21 protein-coding genes and 1 pseudogene are annotated in these 14,104 nt (G+C 60.5%); all 22 read left to right on the top strand.

The annotated features are described in order from the left end of the window. Positions 1 to 154 precede the first annotated feature (154 nt). The 22 genes and pseudogenes from QRN46_RS10630 to QRN46_RS10525 all read left to right on the top strand — a co-directional run bounded on the left by QRN46_RS10630 (position 155) and on the right by QRN46_RS10525 (position 14,104). A complete protein-coding gene (locus QRN46_RS10630; RefSeq protein ID WP_285354649.1) occupies positions 155 to 985 on the top strand; it encodes a GPO family capsid scaffolding protein in 831 nt (276 codons plus the stop codon). Positions 986 to 1,028: 43 nt separating this feature from the next. After that, the gene (locus tag QRN46_RS10625) at positions 1,029 to 2,048 is read left to right on the top strand and encodes a phage major capsid protein, P2 family (RefSeq protein WP_285354648.1); all 1,020 of its coding nucleotides are present in this window, start codon (positions 1,029 to 1,031) and stop codon (positions 2,046 to 2,048) included. 3 nt (positions 2,049 to 2,051) lie between these two features. Beyond that, positions 2,052 to 2,753, top strand: coding sequence for a phage terminase small subunit (locus QRN46_RS10620; protein ID WP_285354647.1), 702 nt, complete (start codon positions 2,052 to 2,054; stop codon positions 2,751 to 2,753). Between the two features lie 104 nt (positions 2,754 to 2,857). Beyond that, entirely contained in the window at positions 2,858 to 3,328 is a 471-nt protein-coding gene (locus QRN46_RS10615; RefSeq protein ID WP_285354646.1) for a head completion/stabilization protein, read from the top strand. Further along, complete coding sequence (locus QRN46_RS10610; RefSeq protein WP_285354645.1) at positions 3,328 to 3,540, top strand: tail protein X; 213 nt, start codon at positions 3,328 to 3,330, stop codon at positions 3,538 to 3,540. The genes QRN46_RS10615 and QRN46_RS10610 overlap by 1 nt, the downstream gene beginning before the upstream one ends. Before the next feature lie 45 nt (positions 3,541 to 3,585). Next, on the top strand, positions 3,586 to 3,909 hold the full coding sequence (locus tag QRN46_RS10605; RefSeq protein WP_177416199.1) for a phage holin, lambda family: 324 nt from the start codon (positions 3,586 to 3,588) through the stop codon (positions 3,907 to 3,909). After that, positions 3,906 to 4,748 (top strand): N-acetylmuramidase domain-containing protein, encoded by an 843-nt coding sequence (locus QRN46_RS10600; protein ID WP_285354644.1) that lies wholly within the window; start codon positions 3,906 to 3,908, stop codon positions 4,746 to 4,748. Before QRN46_RS10605 ends, QRN46_RS10600 begins: the two co-directional genes overlap by 4 nt. Further along, on the top strand, positions 4,745 to 4,951 hold the full coding sequence (locus QRN46_RS10595; RefSeq protein ID WP_285354643.1) for a hypothetical protein: 207 nt from the start codon (positions 4,745 to 4,747) through the stop codon (positions 4,949 to 4,951). Before QRN46_RS10600 ends, QRN46_RS10595 begins: the two co-directional genes overlap by 4 nt. Continuing rightward, positions 4,948 to 5,391 carry an Rz-like lysis system protein LysB gene (lysB, locus tag QRN46_RS10590; protein WP_285354642.1) on the top strand — a complete coding sequence of 148 codons (444 nt, stop codon included), beginning with the start codon at positions 4,948 to 4,950 and terminating at the stop codon, positions 5,389 to 5,391. The genes QRN46_RS10595 and lysB overlap by 4 nt, the downstream gene beginning before the upstream one ends. Then, positions 5,306 to 5,491: pseudogene (gene lysC / locus QRN46_RS10585) on the top strand (Rz1-like lysis system protein LysC); the annotation flags it as partial. The gene lysB and the pseudogene lysC, both read left to right, overlap by 86 nt. Then, the gene (locus QRN46_RS10580; RefSeq protein WP_285354641.1) at positions 5,488 to 5,964 is read left to right on the top strand and encodes a phage tail protein; all 477 of its coding nucleotides are present in this window, start codon (positions 5,488 to 5,490) and stop codon (positions 5,962 to 5,964) included. The pseudogene lysC and the gene QRN46_RS10580, both read left to right, overlap by 4 nt. Beyond that, the gene (locus QRN46_RS10575) at positions 5,961 to 6,437 is read left to right on the top strand and encodes a phage virion morphogenesis protein (RefSeq protein WP_285354640.1); all 477 of its coding nucleotides are present in this window, start codon (positions 5,961 to 5,963) and stop codon (positions 6,435 to 6,437) included. The genes QRN46_RS10580 and QRN46_RS10575 overlap by 4 nt, the downstream gene beginning before the upstream one ends. Before the next feature lie 62 nt (positions 6,438 to 6,499). Further along, positions 6,500 to 7,417, top strand: a complete 918-nt coding sequence (locus tag QRN46_RS10570; RefSeq protein WP_285354639.1) for a hypothetical protein — start codon at positions 6,500 to 6,502, stop codon at positions 7,415 to 7,417. A 71-nt stretch (positions 7,418 to 7,488) separates the two neighbouring features. Further along, complete coding sequence (locus QRN46_RS10565; protein ID WP_285354638.1) at positions 7,489 to 8,061, top strand: phage baseplate assembly protein V; 573 nt, start codon at positions 7,489 to 7,491, stop codon at positions 8,059 to 8,061. Next, positions 8,058 to 8,402: a GPW/gp25 family protein gene (locus QRN46_RS10560; RefSeq protein ID WP_285354637.1), complete on the top strand. Its 345-nt coding sequence runs from the start codon at positions 8,058 to 8,060 to the stop codon at positions 8,400 to 8,402. The genes QRN46_RS10565 and QRN46_RS10560 overlap by 4 nt, the downstream gene beginning before the upstream one ends. Then, the gene (locus QRN46_RS10555; protein WP_285354636.1) at positions 8,399 to 9,310 is read left to right on the top strand and encodes a baseplate J/gp47 family protein; all 912 of its coding nucleotides are present in this window, start codon (positions 8,399 to 8,401) and stop codon (positions 9,308 to 9,310) included. The genes QRN46_RS10560 and QRN46_RS10555 overlap by 4 nt, the downstream gene beginning before the upstream one ends. After that, entirely contained in the window at positions 9,310 to 9,933 is a 624-nt protein-coding gene (locus QRN46_RS10550; RefSeq protein WP_285354635.1) for a phage tail protein I, read from the top strand. The genes QRN46_RS10555 and QRN46_RS10550 overlap by 1 nt, the downstream gene beginning before the upstream one ends. Further along, positions 9,926 to 11,467 (top strand): phage tail-collar fiber domain-containing protein, encoded by a 1,542-nt coding sequence (locus QRN46_RS10545; RefSeq protein ID WP_285354634.1) that lies wholly within the window; start codon positions 9,926 to 9,928, stop codon positions 11,465 to 11,467. Before QRN46_RS10550 ends, QRN46_RS10545 begins: the two co-directional genes overlap by 8 nt. A gap of 9 nt (positions 11,468 to 11,476) precedes the next feature. After that, positions 11,477 to 11,902, top strand: coding sequence for a tail fiber assembly protein (locus tag QRN46_RS10540; RefSeq protein WP_285354633.1), 426 nt, complete (start codon positions 11,477 to 11,479; stop codon positions 11,900 to 11,902). A gap of 108 nt (positions 11,903 to 12,010) precedes the next feature. Beyond that, on the top strand, positions 12,011 to 13,180 hold the full coding sequence (locus tag QRN46_RS10535) for a phage tail sheath protein (protein ID WP_285354632.1): 1,170 nt from the start codon (positions 12,011 to 12,013) through the stop codon (positions 13,178 to 13,180). 46 nt (positions 13,181 to 13,226) lie between these two features. Next, on the top strand, positions 13,227 to 13,742 hold the full coding sequence (locus QRN46_RS10530) for a phage major tail tube protein (protein WP_285354631.1): 516 nt from the start codon (positions 13,227 to 13,229) through the stop codon (positions 13,740 to 13,742). A 32-nt stretch (positions 13,743 to 13,774) separates the two neighbouring features. Beyond that, positions 13,775 to 14,104, top strand: a complete 330-nt coding sequence (locus tag QRN46_RS10525; RefSeq protein ID WP_285354630.1) for a phage tail assembly protein — start codon at positions 13,775 to 13,777, stop codon at positions 14,102 to 14,104.

Genomic DNA, 14,104 nt, shown 5'->3' with positions numbered 1-14,104 from the left:
GCCGCGATGCTGCCGCCCACACCCGCGACTCAAATAGTGCCGCCCCTTGTAGCCCCCGTCCCTACAGTCCCGCCTCGTTGCCGCAACTCGCGCGCGTCACGACCATGCCCCTCATCGCAACGCTTTCAGCGCCCACGCATTGAGGATTCCCGGCATGAAGAAATTCCGCAGCAACTGGTTCCGCGTCGCCGTCGAGGGCGCAACCTCGGACAAGCGCACCATCAAACGCAGTTGGCTGGAACAGGCCGCGAAGAACTTCAACCCGGCCACCTACGGCGCCCGCATCTGGCTGGAGCATTTCCGTAGCCTGCTGCCCGACAGCCCCTTCAGGGCCTATGGCGACGTGTTGGCCGTGAAGACCGAAGAAGTGGACGTGAACGGCCAGAAGAAACTGGCGCTGTTCGCCCAGGTCGAGCCGACCGCCGACCTGATCGCCATGAACAAGGCGAAACAGAAGATTTACACGTCCATCGAAATCGACGACAGCTTCGCCGACACCGGCGAGGCCTACATCGTCGGTCTGGCCGTCACCGACTCCCCGGCTAGCCTGGGCACCGACGTCCTGGCGTTCTCAGCCCAGAAACCTGACGTCAGCCCCTTCAAGGATCGCCACTACTCCGCGACCTCGATGTTCACCGAGGCGGTCGAAACCGAACTCACGTTCGAAGAGATCGAGGAGAAGCCAAGCATTGGCGCCCAGCTGTTCAGCAAGGTGCAAAACCTGCTCAAGGGTAAGCAAGCCAAGGACGACAGCGAGTTTTCGCAGATCAGCGATGCAGTCGAAGCCGTGGCCGATCACGTCAAGGACCTGCCCGACCAACTCGCCGCCGCGAAGAAATTCTCCGCAGGCCTGAGCACCAAGCTTGATCAACTGAGCAAAGACTTCGCCGAGCTGAAAAACAAGCTCTCCACCACCCAGGACCACAACCAGAAGACCCGCCCTCCGGTAACCGGTGGCGACAACAAGGTCATGACCGACTGCTGACAGCCGGCCCACCCACAGCCCCGAACCACGAAGGACGACTTTCATGCGTAACGATACCCGCGAACATTTCAACGCCTACCTGAGCCAGGTGGCGCGCCTCAATGGCGTGTCATCGACCGCCAACACCTTCGCCGTCGATCCGACAGTTCAGCAGACGCTGGAAACCCGCATGCAGGAATCCAGCGAATTCCTCGGCCAGATCGGCATCATCGGCGTCGATGAACTGCAAGGCGAAAAGGTTGGTTTGGGTGTCAGCAGCACCATCGCCGGCCGCACCGACACCACCGGCAACGGTGTGCGCCAGCCGCGCGACGTGTCGTCGCTGGACAAGAAGGGCTACAAGGCCGAACACACTGACTTCGACACCGCCATCCGCTACGCACAGCTTGATGCCTGGGCAAAATTTCCGGACTTCCAGGCACGTCTGCGCGACGCGATCCTCAAGCGCCAGGCCCTCGACCGCATCATGGTCGGTTTCAATGGCGTCAGCGTTGCTGCTACCACCGACCGCCAAGCCAATCCGCTGTTGCAGGATGTCAACATCGGCTGGCTCCAGCAGTACCGCACCAACGCCCCGGCGCGCGTCCTCAAGGACGGCAAGGCCACCGGCAAGATCGTCATCGGCACTGGCGCGGAGGCTGACTACAACAACCTCGACGCCCTGGTGTTCGACGCCGTCGCCAACCTCATCGATCCGTGGCACCGCAAGGATCCGGGCATCGTGGTCATCCTCGGCAGCAACCTGGTGCACGACAAGTACTTCCCGCTGATCAACAAAGAACAGCCGGCGTCCGAGAAACTGGCCACCGACATGATCCTGTCGCAAAAGCGCATGGGCGGTAAGCAACCGGTCGAAGTGCCGTACGTGCCGGACGGTGCGGCGCTGGTCACCTCGCTGGCCAACCTCGCCATCTACTGGCAGATCGGCGGACGCCGTCGCTACGTGAAAGAGGCGCCGGAAAAGAACCGCATCGAGAACTACGAATCCAGCAATGACGCCTACGTCGTCGAGGATTACGGCCTCGGCTGCCTGATCGAAAACATCGAGCTTGAGGGGGCGTAAGCCATGGCCACCAGCCTCGCCAAGCAGCACTTCCAACGCGTCACTGCCGCCCTTGAGGCGGCAGCGACCGAGCCGACCCAAACCATGGCCGGCGCGACAGCTTACGAGCACCAACTCAACCAGCTGCTGCAAGACCGCCTGCGCCTGAAACAGGTGCAGTCGAACCAGGGCAAGGCCGAACTCAAACGTCAGCTGCTGCCCGAATACATCCCCTATGTGCAGGGCGTGCTGGAGGCCGGCCAGGGAGCGCAGGACGAAGTGATGACCACCGTCATGGTCTGGCGCTTCGACGCTGGCGACTTCACTGGTGGCCTCGACATCGCCCAGTACGTGCTGCAACACAAGATGGTCATGCCGGATCGCTTCGCCCGCACTCTCGGTTGCCTGGTCGCCGAGGAAGTCGCGACCGCCGCGTTCAAGGCGCAAAAGGTCGGCGAGCCGTTCGACCTGGCCATCCTGCACCGCACCGCCGAACTGACCGACGCTGAGGACATGCCCGACCAGGCGCGCGCCAAGCTGTTCCTGGCCATGGGCCGCGCGACGCTGGAAGGCATCACCGACGAAAAACCCGGCCAACCCGGACAGGTGCAAGCCGGCATCGACCTGCTGAAAAAAGCCATCGATCTGCACGACGCTTGCGGTGGCAAGAAGGATCTGGAGCGGGCCGAACGCCTGCTCAACAAACTCGCCGCCACTGGCGGCTAACCGAGCGTCCCCACGCACCCCGCCGGCTCGGGGCGGATCGGCCAGGCCGCTCCTCCTGAACGTGAAGCCCCGACCACCGGCGACCTACAACAGAGCGCAGATTCATGAGCGGATTCGTAGCGGGCGGCACCGGCACCACCTCCCCGGCCGGCCACATCAATACCGACCCCTTCTGGCCGTCGATCGATCTGGACGATGTGCGCGGCACCCTGCGCATCGACGCCAGCGTCACCCCGATCCGCCTTGAGACTGCGACCATCGCCGCCGCGATCATCGTCAACCGCGAGTTCGCCAAATGGCGCCGCGCCCAACAGGCCAGCGGCTACGCCACCCTCGACGAAGTCCCGGCAGAACTGATCAAGGGCATTTCAGAGCGCGTCCACCTCTACCAGCGAGCGATCTACGCCGCGACCGGTGCGGAAATCAGCGAACGCTACCGCTCTTACGACAGCACCAACAGCGGCAACCAGAACGCCGACGAATTGACCCCGAGCATCGACGAACTGCGCCGCGACCAGCGCTGGGCGGTGCGCGACTTTCTCGGCCTCGGCCGCACCACCGTGGAGTTGATCTGATGACCGTCAGCATCCGCGCCCAGCAGAACGACACCGTCGATGCCCTGTGCTGGCGTCACTACGGACGCACCGCCGGCGTGACCGAGGCTGTACTCGAAGCCAACCCCGGCCTCGCCGACCACGGCCCGATCTTGCCGCAAGGCCTTCTGGTACAGATGCCCGAAGCCCAAGCCGCTGCCCCGCAACGGCAGATGGTGCACCTATGGGACTGACCCAAGCGCACCGCGCCCTTGAACCCAACCACCCTGGATCATGGAATGAAACGCATGCCTGACCGTCCCGATACCTGGGCCTGGCTCGCCGCCTGGCTCGAACAGAACTGGCCCGCCATCTACTCCGGTCTGCTGGCCCTGGTCATCGCAAGCCTGCGGGTGATCTACGGCGGCGGCACCGTGCGCCGCATGATGATCGAGGCGCCGCTCTGCGGCGCGCTCGCCCTGTCCGCCAGTCACGGGCTCTCGCTGCTGGGGATACCGGCCACGACTGCACCGTTCTTCGGCGGGGTCATCGGGTTGCTCGGCGTCGAGGGCACCCGCGCTGCCGCCAAGAAGATTTTCAACCGCAAGGTAGAACAGCTATGACCACACTTCGCCACGGCGACCGCTCGCAGGCGGTGCGCACCCTGCAAAAGAACCTCAATCAGCACGGTGCCAAACTGGAAATCGATGGTGACTACGGTGACGCCACCGAAGCCGCCGTCCGCGCCTATCAGCTCAAGGTTGGTCTGGTCGTCGATGGTGTGGCCGGCCCCAAGACGCAAGGCGCGCTCGCCGGCAATGATTGCCAGCAGCTGCTGAAGAACGCCGACCTGGTCAGCGCGGCCGAACGCCTCGGCGTGCCGCTCGCCAGCGTTTACGCGGTCAACGAAGTGGAATCAAAAGGCACCGGTTTCCTCGACAACGGCAAGCCAGTCATCTTGTTCGAGCGTCATGTCATGTACCGGCAACTGTCGAAGGTTCGCCACCAGGGAGATGATGCCGCCGCGCTCAAACAGCACGCCGATCAACTCGCCGCGAGCAACCCGGCCATCGTCAACACGAAACCCGGTGGATATGCCGGCGGCAGCGCCGAACACCAGCGCCTGGCCACCGCTCGCCTGATCGACGACACCGCCGCGCTGGAGTCCGCCTCTTGGGGCGCCTTCCAGATCATGGGCTTTCACTGGCAGCGACTGGGCTACAGCAGCGTGCAGGACTTTGTCGCCGCCATGAGCGCGGGCGAGTCGCAGCAGTTCGACGCTTTCGTTCGTTTCATCGAGACCGACGCCGTACTGCACAAGGCGCTGAAGGGCCGCAAATGGGCCGAGTTCGCCAAGCTCTACAACGGGCCGGATTACCAGCGGAACCTGTACGACATCAAGCTCCAGCGCGCCTACGAGCGGCACGAAGACTGCGGTTGCGGTCAGGCGGTGGCCGCATGATCGACTTCGACGCAGTGCAGCGGCTGAATGTCCAAGACGGCGATCTGCTGGTGGTTCCAGAGAACAGCGACCAGCAGGACATGGTGCAGTTGCGCGACGCGCTCCGCATCCAGAACCCTCAGCGCAAAGTCATCATCATTCGCGGCCCGATCCGGCAAATGGACGTCGGCGACATGAATCAGCTCGGCTGGTACCGGGCGTGAGTACCTTACGCCAAGCCTTGCTCGGAATTGCATTGCTTGCAGCGTTGGGGCTGCTGATCTGGAGCCAGGAACTGCGCATCAGCGGGGCGAATAAGGACACGCAACTTGCCGAGCAAGACGCCAGCTACGTCCGAGAACAAGCCGAGCGAAACCTCGCCAATGCGAACGCGTTGCGCGACACCCTGCAACAGGAACGCAACGCCCAGACCACCCTGCGCACCCAGCATTATCAACTGCGCCAAGGTCTGGCAAAGCGCGAACTCACCATTGAGGCTCTGAAACGTGAAAATGCCGACCTACGCAATTGGGCTGCCCAGCCTTTGCCTGATGCTGCTCGCCGGTTGCGCGAGCGCCCCACCCTCACCGGCGCCGACGCTTATCGTCAGTGGCTGTCCGGCCGTGGTGCCGTGCACGCTACCAGCGACCAGCCCGCGCAGTAACGGCGATCAGTTGACAGATCAGGACCGCGTCGAAGCCGCATGGGCGGACTGTGCGAACCAGGTCGATATGATTTACCGACACCAGCAGGCCCTGCCATGAACAAGCCCGACAGCCTGAAAGCTCACCTGCTCGCCACCGTGGCCGAACTCAAGCACAACCCTGACCGGCTGCTGATCTTCATCGACAACGGCAAGATCCGTTGCACCGCTGCTCACACGCTCTCGTTTGAGTACAGCTTTGACCTACAGGTCATCCTTACCGACTTCGCCGGCCACCCCGACAGCGTCATGTTGCCGCTGCTCGGTTGGTTGAGCGTTCACCAGTCCGAACTGCTGGAGAACCTGAGCAAAGCCTCAGACGGCATCCAGTTCGAGGCCGATATCCTCGACAACAGCAAGGTCGATATGAGCCTGACGCTGCCCCTGACCGAACGGGTGGTGGTGAGCAAGGACGACCAAGGCAACACCACCATCCGCCATCCGGGCGAACCGCAGCGGGCTGCCGACTTTCTCGATCCGAACTGGATACCTGGTGCGCAGGGTACTGGCAGTGAATGGGTGCTTCCGCAATGACCAACCGATTGGAAGCGCTGGAGGACTGGGCAGCGGGATTGCTTGGGCAGCTTGAGCCGGCATCGCGCAACAAGTTGGCGCGGAGCATCGGCCAGGAGTTACGGCGCAGCCAGCAGCAACGAATCATCGCCCAGCAGAATCCGGATGGCAGCAAGTACGCGCCGCGCAAACAGCGCAACCTGCGTGGTAAACAGGGTCGTGTGAAGCGGAAGTTGAAAATGTTTCAAAAGCTGCGCACCGCGAGCTTTCTTAAGGTGCAAGGTGATGGAAACGCAATAAGGGTCGGCTTCACGGGACGGGTAGCGCGGATTGCCAGGGTGCATCAGTACGGTTTACAAGACCGCCCAGAGAGAGGTGCACCAAATGTGAGTTACGACCGCCGGGAGATTCTTGGCTTTACAGAATCGGATTTCGATTTAATTCGCGACCTTCTTCTCAAACATTTGACATCGAGCAACGAAAGAGATACCTAAGATTTTCCACCGACTCACACACCAGCAGAATCGTTTTATCAAATTGGCAATAGGAGCCATGCATGGAGCAAGCTATAAAATTAATCTCTGCCGCATCCCAGATACTATGGCCAATTTTGGGGTTCACTATATTATTTCTTTTCAAAAAAGAAATATCCGAAATATTGAGACGAATAAAAAAGGGAAAGATGCTTGGACAAGAAATAGAATTATCCGACTCCCTTACTGAGTTAAGAATTTCCGCAGAAACAGTAAAAGAAACAGCATCATCCCTTCCGCCCGCTGCCACAGAAACGGTTTCAGACAATTTAGAAAAAGTGGAACAGGATGAAATTAAGCAAATATTAGACGAAGCAAGCCGTTCCCCAAAAATAGCGCTTATAACTTTAGGTGGACATATTGAGATTGCAGCACGCAGAGCACTCGCGAGCGTGGGCCTTCTCCAAAAAAACCGCCACATGTCTACTACAGAAGCAATAGACAGGCTCATTCGTCAATACGGCGGACTGCCAGGAGACATAGTAGGATCGACCAAACTATTTATGAGTGTGAGAAATAAAATAGTTCACTCAGCGGACGCCTCTGAGGATGACATAATAAGTGCGCTCGACTCTGGAATCACAATTTTGCGCACATTGAAATCTCTGCCTAGTGAAAAAAACATCGTCCTACATTACAACATACCCCTGTATCAGGATGCGCAATGCACTACTGAACTAAATGATGTCAAAGGCTTGATTCTTGAAACGATAAGCCCGGGCGGAGTCAAAAAATACCGTAGAATTTTCCCTACTACGCAAGACAGTTATGAAGTAGGTCAAGTACTAAGCTGGGAGTGGAGCTTAACCAAAACCTGGGACATGACGTGGTATATCGATCCTGATGATCAAGAAAAACGACTGGCGTGGGGAAGCTCGGGAGAATTTATTGGAAGGCCACTCGACTCGATAAAAACCTCAGACTTTTCCTCTAAAGGCTAAAAGTTGTAGCAAGTCTCACTACATGCATAACTAGCTGCGATCTCCCTCGTCATGGCGCCACCATCGGCGCCATGAACGACTTAGCCACCCTCGCCCGCCTGATCGAAAACCTCATCCGCCTCGGCACCATCGCTGCCGTCCAGATGAAGCCCCCACGCGTGCAAGTCAAAACCGGATCACTCACCACCGGCTGGCTCCCATGGATCGCCACGCGGGCCGGCGCCGACCGCGAGTGGAATCCGCCGACTGCCGACGAGCAAGTCATCCTGTTCAGCCCCTCCGGCCAGCTCGGCAACGGCATCGTCCTGACCGGCCTTTTCAGCGACCAGATCCCCGCGAACGGCGACCGCGAAGGCCTGCACCGTTTCACCTACCGGGATGGCACCGTCATCGAGTACGACAGCGTCGCCCACCATCTGAACGCCGTACTGGCTGAAGGCGGCACCACCAACGTGACCAGCACCGGCGGCATTCACATCGTCGGGCCGATCATTCATGAGGGCGACTACACGCAGACCGGCAACCAGAACATCACCGGTAAGGTCACCGTGTCCGTGGACGTGGTTGCGGCCAACATCAGCCTGGTCAACCACCCGCACGGCGGCGTCATGGCCGGCGGCGCGAAAACAGGGAAGCCAGAATGAACCGAGAAACCGGCGCGGCCCTCGGCCTGGTCGAACACATCGCCCAGTCCATCACTGACATCCTAACCACCCGCATCGGCACCCGCGTCATGCGCCGTGAGTACGGCAGCCTGCTGCCTGAGCTGGTCGATCAGCCGTTCAATGACTTCACCCGTTTGCAGGTCTACGCCGCCACGGTCATGGCCGTGATGCGTTGGGAAACCCGCGTCAGTCTCAGCCGTGTGCAGTTTATCGGGGCGAATCTGCAAGGCCAGGCGTCGCTGGATTTGGAAGGCACTCTCATTGATACCAACCAGCCGCTGAGTCTAAGCGTGCCTCTGTATCTTGGGGGCAGCGCATGAACACCTTCGTCGCCATCGACCTCGGCCAATTGCCCGCCCCCCAAGTCGTCGAACAGATCGACTACGAGCAGATCCTCGCCGAGCGCAAGGCCCACGCCATCAGCCTCTGGCCGATTGAGGAACAGGCCGAGATCGCCGCCCGTCTCGACATGGAGTCGGAGCCGCTGACCAAATTGCTCGAGGAAAACGCCTACCGCGAAACGGTATGGCGTCAGCGGGTCAATGAAGCCTCAGTCGCCAACATGCTCGCCCTGGCCAAAGGCACCGACCTCGAACAACTCGCTGCCAACTTCAACGTAAAGCGGCTGGTCATTCAGGCCGCGAACCCAGCAGCGGTGCCGCCAATTCCCAAACTGATGGAAAGCGACGACAGCCTGCGCGAGCGTGCACAGATGGCATGGGAAGGCCTCAGCACCGCCGGCCCGCGCAACAGCTACATCTTTCACGCTCGCTCCGCTGACGGCCAGGTCGCCGATGCCACCGCCGAAAGTCCCGCACCGGCCGAGGCCGTCGTCACGGTGCAGTCTGTGCTGGGCGATGGCACGGCCTCACAAGCACTGCTCAACAAGGTCACAGCGTATCTCAGTGACGAAGACCGCCGGCCGGTTGCAGATCGCCTGACCGTGCAGGCTGCGCAAATCATCAATTACCAGATCAAGGCCAAGCTCTACCCGTTGACCAACGGCCCGGAAACCGAGCTTGTTCTCGCTGCTGCCGAAGCCCAGTTGCTCAAGTTCGTGCATCAACGGCGACGCCTGGCGCTGGAGGTCTCCGAATCGATCGTCCACGCCGCGCTGCACGTCGAGGGCGTGCGCAAGGTCGTACTCGAAGGATGGACAGACATCGTCGCCACCAAATATCAGGCGCCGTACTGCACGAAAATCGAATTGGCGCTGGGGGTTGAATGATGAGCGACAAACCATTGTTGCCGGGCAACTCGACGCCGCTGGAGCGTTATGCGGCTCAGGCCCTGGCACAGATTCAACGCGTGCCCATCCCCCTGCGCACGTTGTACAACCCGGACCAATGCCCGCTGCCCCTGCTGCCGTACCTGGCCTGGGCGTTCTCGGTGGATCGCTGGGACAGCAAATGGACAGAAGCCGCCAAGCGCGCTGCCTGCCGCGCCGCCTACTACGTTCATTCGCACAAGGGCACCATCGGTGCGTTGCGTCGTGTAGTGGAACCGCTGGGCTACCTGATTGAGGTCGTGGAGTGGTGGCAAACCGTGCCGCTTGGCACCCCCGGTACGTTCGCCTTGCGCATCGGCGTCCTCGACTCCGGCATCACCGAAGCGATGTATCAGGAACTGGTGTGGCTGATCGACGATGCCAAGCCCCTCACCCGCCACCTGACCGGTCTGGACATCGTCCTTGAAACCCGACTCGACGCTTACGTTGGTTTCGCCGTTTACGACGGCGACGAAATCGACGTGTACCCCTGGAACAACCCGGACATCAACGTAACCGTCCGGGGCTACCGCGGCGTGAGCCTTTACACCCTCGACGAACTGGATGTGTACCCCCATGGTTGATCAGAATTCTATTTTCGGCGGCATGATGACAACGCTGGGCACCGCCAAGAAAACCAACTGTGACGCCCTCGGTATTCCGTGGGAACCGCGTTACATGTTGATCGGCGACGCCAACGGCACGGACCCGGTGCCCAGCCCGACGCAAACCAGGCTGATCAATCAGCGGTATCGCGCCCAGCTCAATCAGCTGCGCGTATCCCCCACAGACGAAAACATCCTCATTGCCGAGTTGGTACTGCCACCGGATGTCGGTGGATGGTGGATCCGCGAACTTGCGCTCGAGGATAAGGACGGTGTGTTCTCAGCCGTCGCCAACGTCGCGCCGAGCTATAAGCCGCTGCTCGCCCAAGGCTCTGGTCGAAATCAGGTGGTGCGGATGCACGTCATCACCAGCGGCACGTCGAACATTCAGTTAAAAATCGACCCATCGGTTGTGTTAGCGACACGCGAATTTGTCGATACGCGCATTAGGGAAGAGCTGTACAAACTCGACAGCAAACAGTCAGTGCGTGTCGCTACCACCGGCAACATCACACTGGCCGGTCTCCCGACCATCGACGGCGTGGCACTGCTGGCCGGGGATCGGGTACTGGTGAAGAACCAGGCCGCCGCCAAGGACAACGGTATATTCGTTGCCGGCGGGAATGGCTGGGTACGCGCAGCGGATGCCGACACTAATGCCGAGGTCACTTCTGCGTTACACGTCTCTGTCGAACAAGGCGCCACGCAAGCCGATACCCGCTGGCAATTGATCACCGACGGCACCATCGTTGTGGGCACCACGCCGCTGACTTTTCAGGATGTCTCCGATGGATTTGCGCGAACACGATCCCCAGTGTTTCTGGATAACCCCACTGGCCCGACACCGGCGCAGTTCGACAACAGCAAGTCATTGGCAACCACCGAGTTCGTAAAACGCAGTGGCGTTGTCTATTCGGGATTCAGTTCGAACGCCGCGAGCCTGACCCTCACAGCGGCGCACGTCGGCGGACTTCACAGTTTTTCTGGACTGGCGCTGATTACCGCAACCCTGCCACCTACAGCGACAGTCGAACAATCCTCCACCATTACGTTAGTTTGCTCCGGTGCCGGCGGTTTGAACGTAGTGGCAGCAGGAACCGATGTTGTGTTCACGGCCAACGGGATCACCGGGCCGCTCGTGATGGCCTTGGGCGAAACGGCTGAATTTATCCGGCTGTCGGGACAGTGGAGACTGATCGGAGGCACCCTGGCATTGCGCTTTGCCAATGGCTTCGCGGCGCAGCTCGCCGCCAATGGCTATCAGAGAAACCCGTCAGGGTTGATCGAGCAATGGGGCGTCATTCCCGCCATCCCGGCAAACAGTTCGGTGACGGTCTCCTACTTCATGGCGTTCCCGAATACTGCGTTGGGGTTTGCAGCCGTAGGTGGTGCCTCGGGCGCTGGGGTTCCTGGCGTGAACGTTACCAGTGTCTCCGCCACGCAGATCCGGTTCTGGAACCAATCAACATCAGTCCCCACACAAGCGGGCGGTTACCGCGTTGTGGGCTACTAGGAGAACGATATGTTTGCTTCGAAATCCACCCGTGGTTTTTATGACGCTGCCATTCACCTGTCGATGCCGGACGATGTCGTTGAAATTTCGCCTGAAGAACATGCCGACCTGATGGCGCAGCAATCTGAAGGCAAAGTGATCGAATGGGCGAGCGATGGCTATCCGTACGCAGCCGATCCGCCGCCCCCTTCAACAGAAGAACTCATCGGTATTGAGCGGGCCTGGCGCGATACTCAACTCACAGCAACGGATGGCGTCGTAACCCGTCATCGTGATGAGCTGGAAGAAGGTACGCCAACCACCCTCAGCGCCGAGCAATATGCCGCTTTGCAGGAATACCGACGCGCACTGCGCGCGTGGCCCCAAGGTGAGCAGTTCCCTCTGATTGAGCATCGACCTGCTGCCCCGGCATGGCTTGCGGACCACACGCAGTAAATCGCCCCTATCCTGTAACGCTACGCCCTACAAACCCGCACGCTCGCCCAGCCGGCGCGCGCGCGGCAGCCTGTGCACTGTCATCCCATTTACTGCGCAGGCAAATCCATGGCCGATTATCTTCACGGCGTGCGGGTGCTCGAACTCAACGACGGCACCCGCCCCATTCGCACCATCCCCACCGCTGTTATCGGCATGGTCTGCACGGCCGACGATGCCGATCCCATCGCATTCCCGCTCGACACTCCCGTACTGCTCACCAACGTGCAGACCGCCATCGGCAAGGCCGGTGTGAAAGGTACCCTGGCGGCGAGCCTGCAAGGTATCGCCGACCAGACCCGGCCATACACCATCGTCGTGCGCGTCAAGGAAGGCGCCACCGAGGCGGAAACCAACAGTGCCCTGATCGGCACCACCACCGCCGACGGCAAATACACCGGCATGAAAGCCCTGCTTGCCGCCAAGGCCAAAGTCGGCATGGTGCCGCGTATCCTCGGCGTGCCAGGCCTCGATAGCCAGCCGGTGGCCACCGCGCTGACCAGCATCAGCCAACAGTTGCGTGCTTTCTGCTACGTCAGTGCCTGGGACTGCAAGACCAAGGAAGAAGCGGTCGCCTACCGCGAGAACTTCGGCGCCCGGGAAGTGATGGTGATCTGGCCAGACTTCCAGAAATGGGACACCGCCACCAATGCCACCGTGAAAGCCTCGGCTGTCGCCCGTGCCCTCGGCCTGCGCGCCAAGATTGACCAGGAGGTGGGCTGGCATAAAACCCTGTCCAATGTCGCGGTCAATGGCGTTACCGGCATCAGCGCCGACGTGTTCTGGGATCTGCAAAACCCGGCCACCGACGCCAATTACCTCAACGGTAATGAGGTCACCACGATGATCAACGAAGGCGGCTTCCGCTTCTGGGGCAGCCGAACGTGCAGCGACGATCCGCTGTTTGCCTTCGAAAACTACACCCGCACCGCGCAGATCCTCGCCGACACCATGGCCGAGGCGCAGATGTGGGCTGTGGACAAGCCAATGCACCCGTCCTTGGTGCGGGACATGATCGAGAGCATCAAGGCCAAATTCCGCGAGATGATCGGCAGCGGTTACCTCATCGGCGGCGATTGCTGGTACCCGGAAGACATCAACGATAAGGACACCCTCAAGGCCGGCAAGCTCTACCTCGATTACGACTACACGCCCGTGCCGCCGCTGGAGGACCTGACCCTTCGCCAGCGCATCACCGACCGCTACCTGATCCAGTTCGCCAGCAAAGTGAACGCCTGATTCGGCACGCCCTTGAGGGGGCGCCCGTACCCCGGAGACCAACGCCATGGCCATGCCTCGCAAACTCAAAAACATGAACCTGTTCAACGACGGCAACACCTACCAGGGCGTTGCGAAGAGCGTCACCCCGCCGCCCCTCGGTCGCAAGATGGAAAGCTACCGGGGTGGCGGTATGAACGGCCCGGTCAAGGCGGACCTCGGGTTCTCCGATGACGGCATCCAGTTCGAATGGAAGACCGGCGGGCTGGATCTGATCGCGCTCAAGCAGTTCGGTAGCGTGAACGCGTCCGGCGTGCAACTGCGCTTCGCTGGCTCTTTCCAGCAGGACGACACCGGAGAAGTCAGCGCCGTGGAAATCATCGTGCGCGGCCGTCACGAAACCATCGAGATGGGCGACGCGGCCCCCGGTGAAGACACCGAACACAGCATCACCACCACCTGTTCCTACTACAAGCTCATCGTCGATAACGAAGACATCATCGAAATCGACTTGCTCAACTTCATCGAGAAGGTGAACGGCGTGGACATGCTGGAGAAACAGCGCTCCGCCATCGGCCTTTGATCCACCTACAACCCTGAACACTGGAGCATTCCATGGAAACAGAAAACACCGTCGAAACCCTGCCAGCCGCCGACGACAACACCGTCCACCTCGATACGCCGATCCTGCGCGGCAAGAATCAGATCGACAGCCTCACCCTGCGCAAACCACAGTCCGGCGAGCTGCGCGGCGTCCACCTGGTGGACCTGCTGAACCTCGATGTCGGCGCCCTGCTCAAGGTACTGCCACGCATCACCTCACCAAGCATCACCGCACCGGAAGCGGCCGGCATGGATCCGGCCGACTTGCTCGCCTGCGGCAACAAGGTCGCCCATTTTTTGTTGCAGAAGTCGGTGAGGACGGACGCCTCCCTCGTTGCGTAG

It is taken from the genome of Pseudomonas sp. lyk4-R2A-10 (assembly GCF_030209075.1).
Classification (GTDB): domain Bacteria; phylum Pseudomonadota; class Gammaproteobacteria; order Pseudomonadales; family Pseudomonadaceae; genus Aquipseudomonas; species Aquipseudomonas glycinae.
This window is presented reverse-complemented; position numbering and strand designations above follow the sequence as displayed.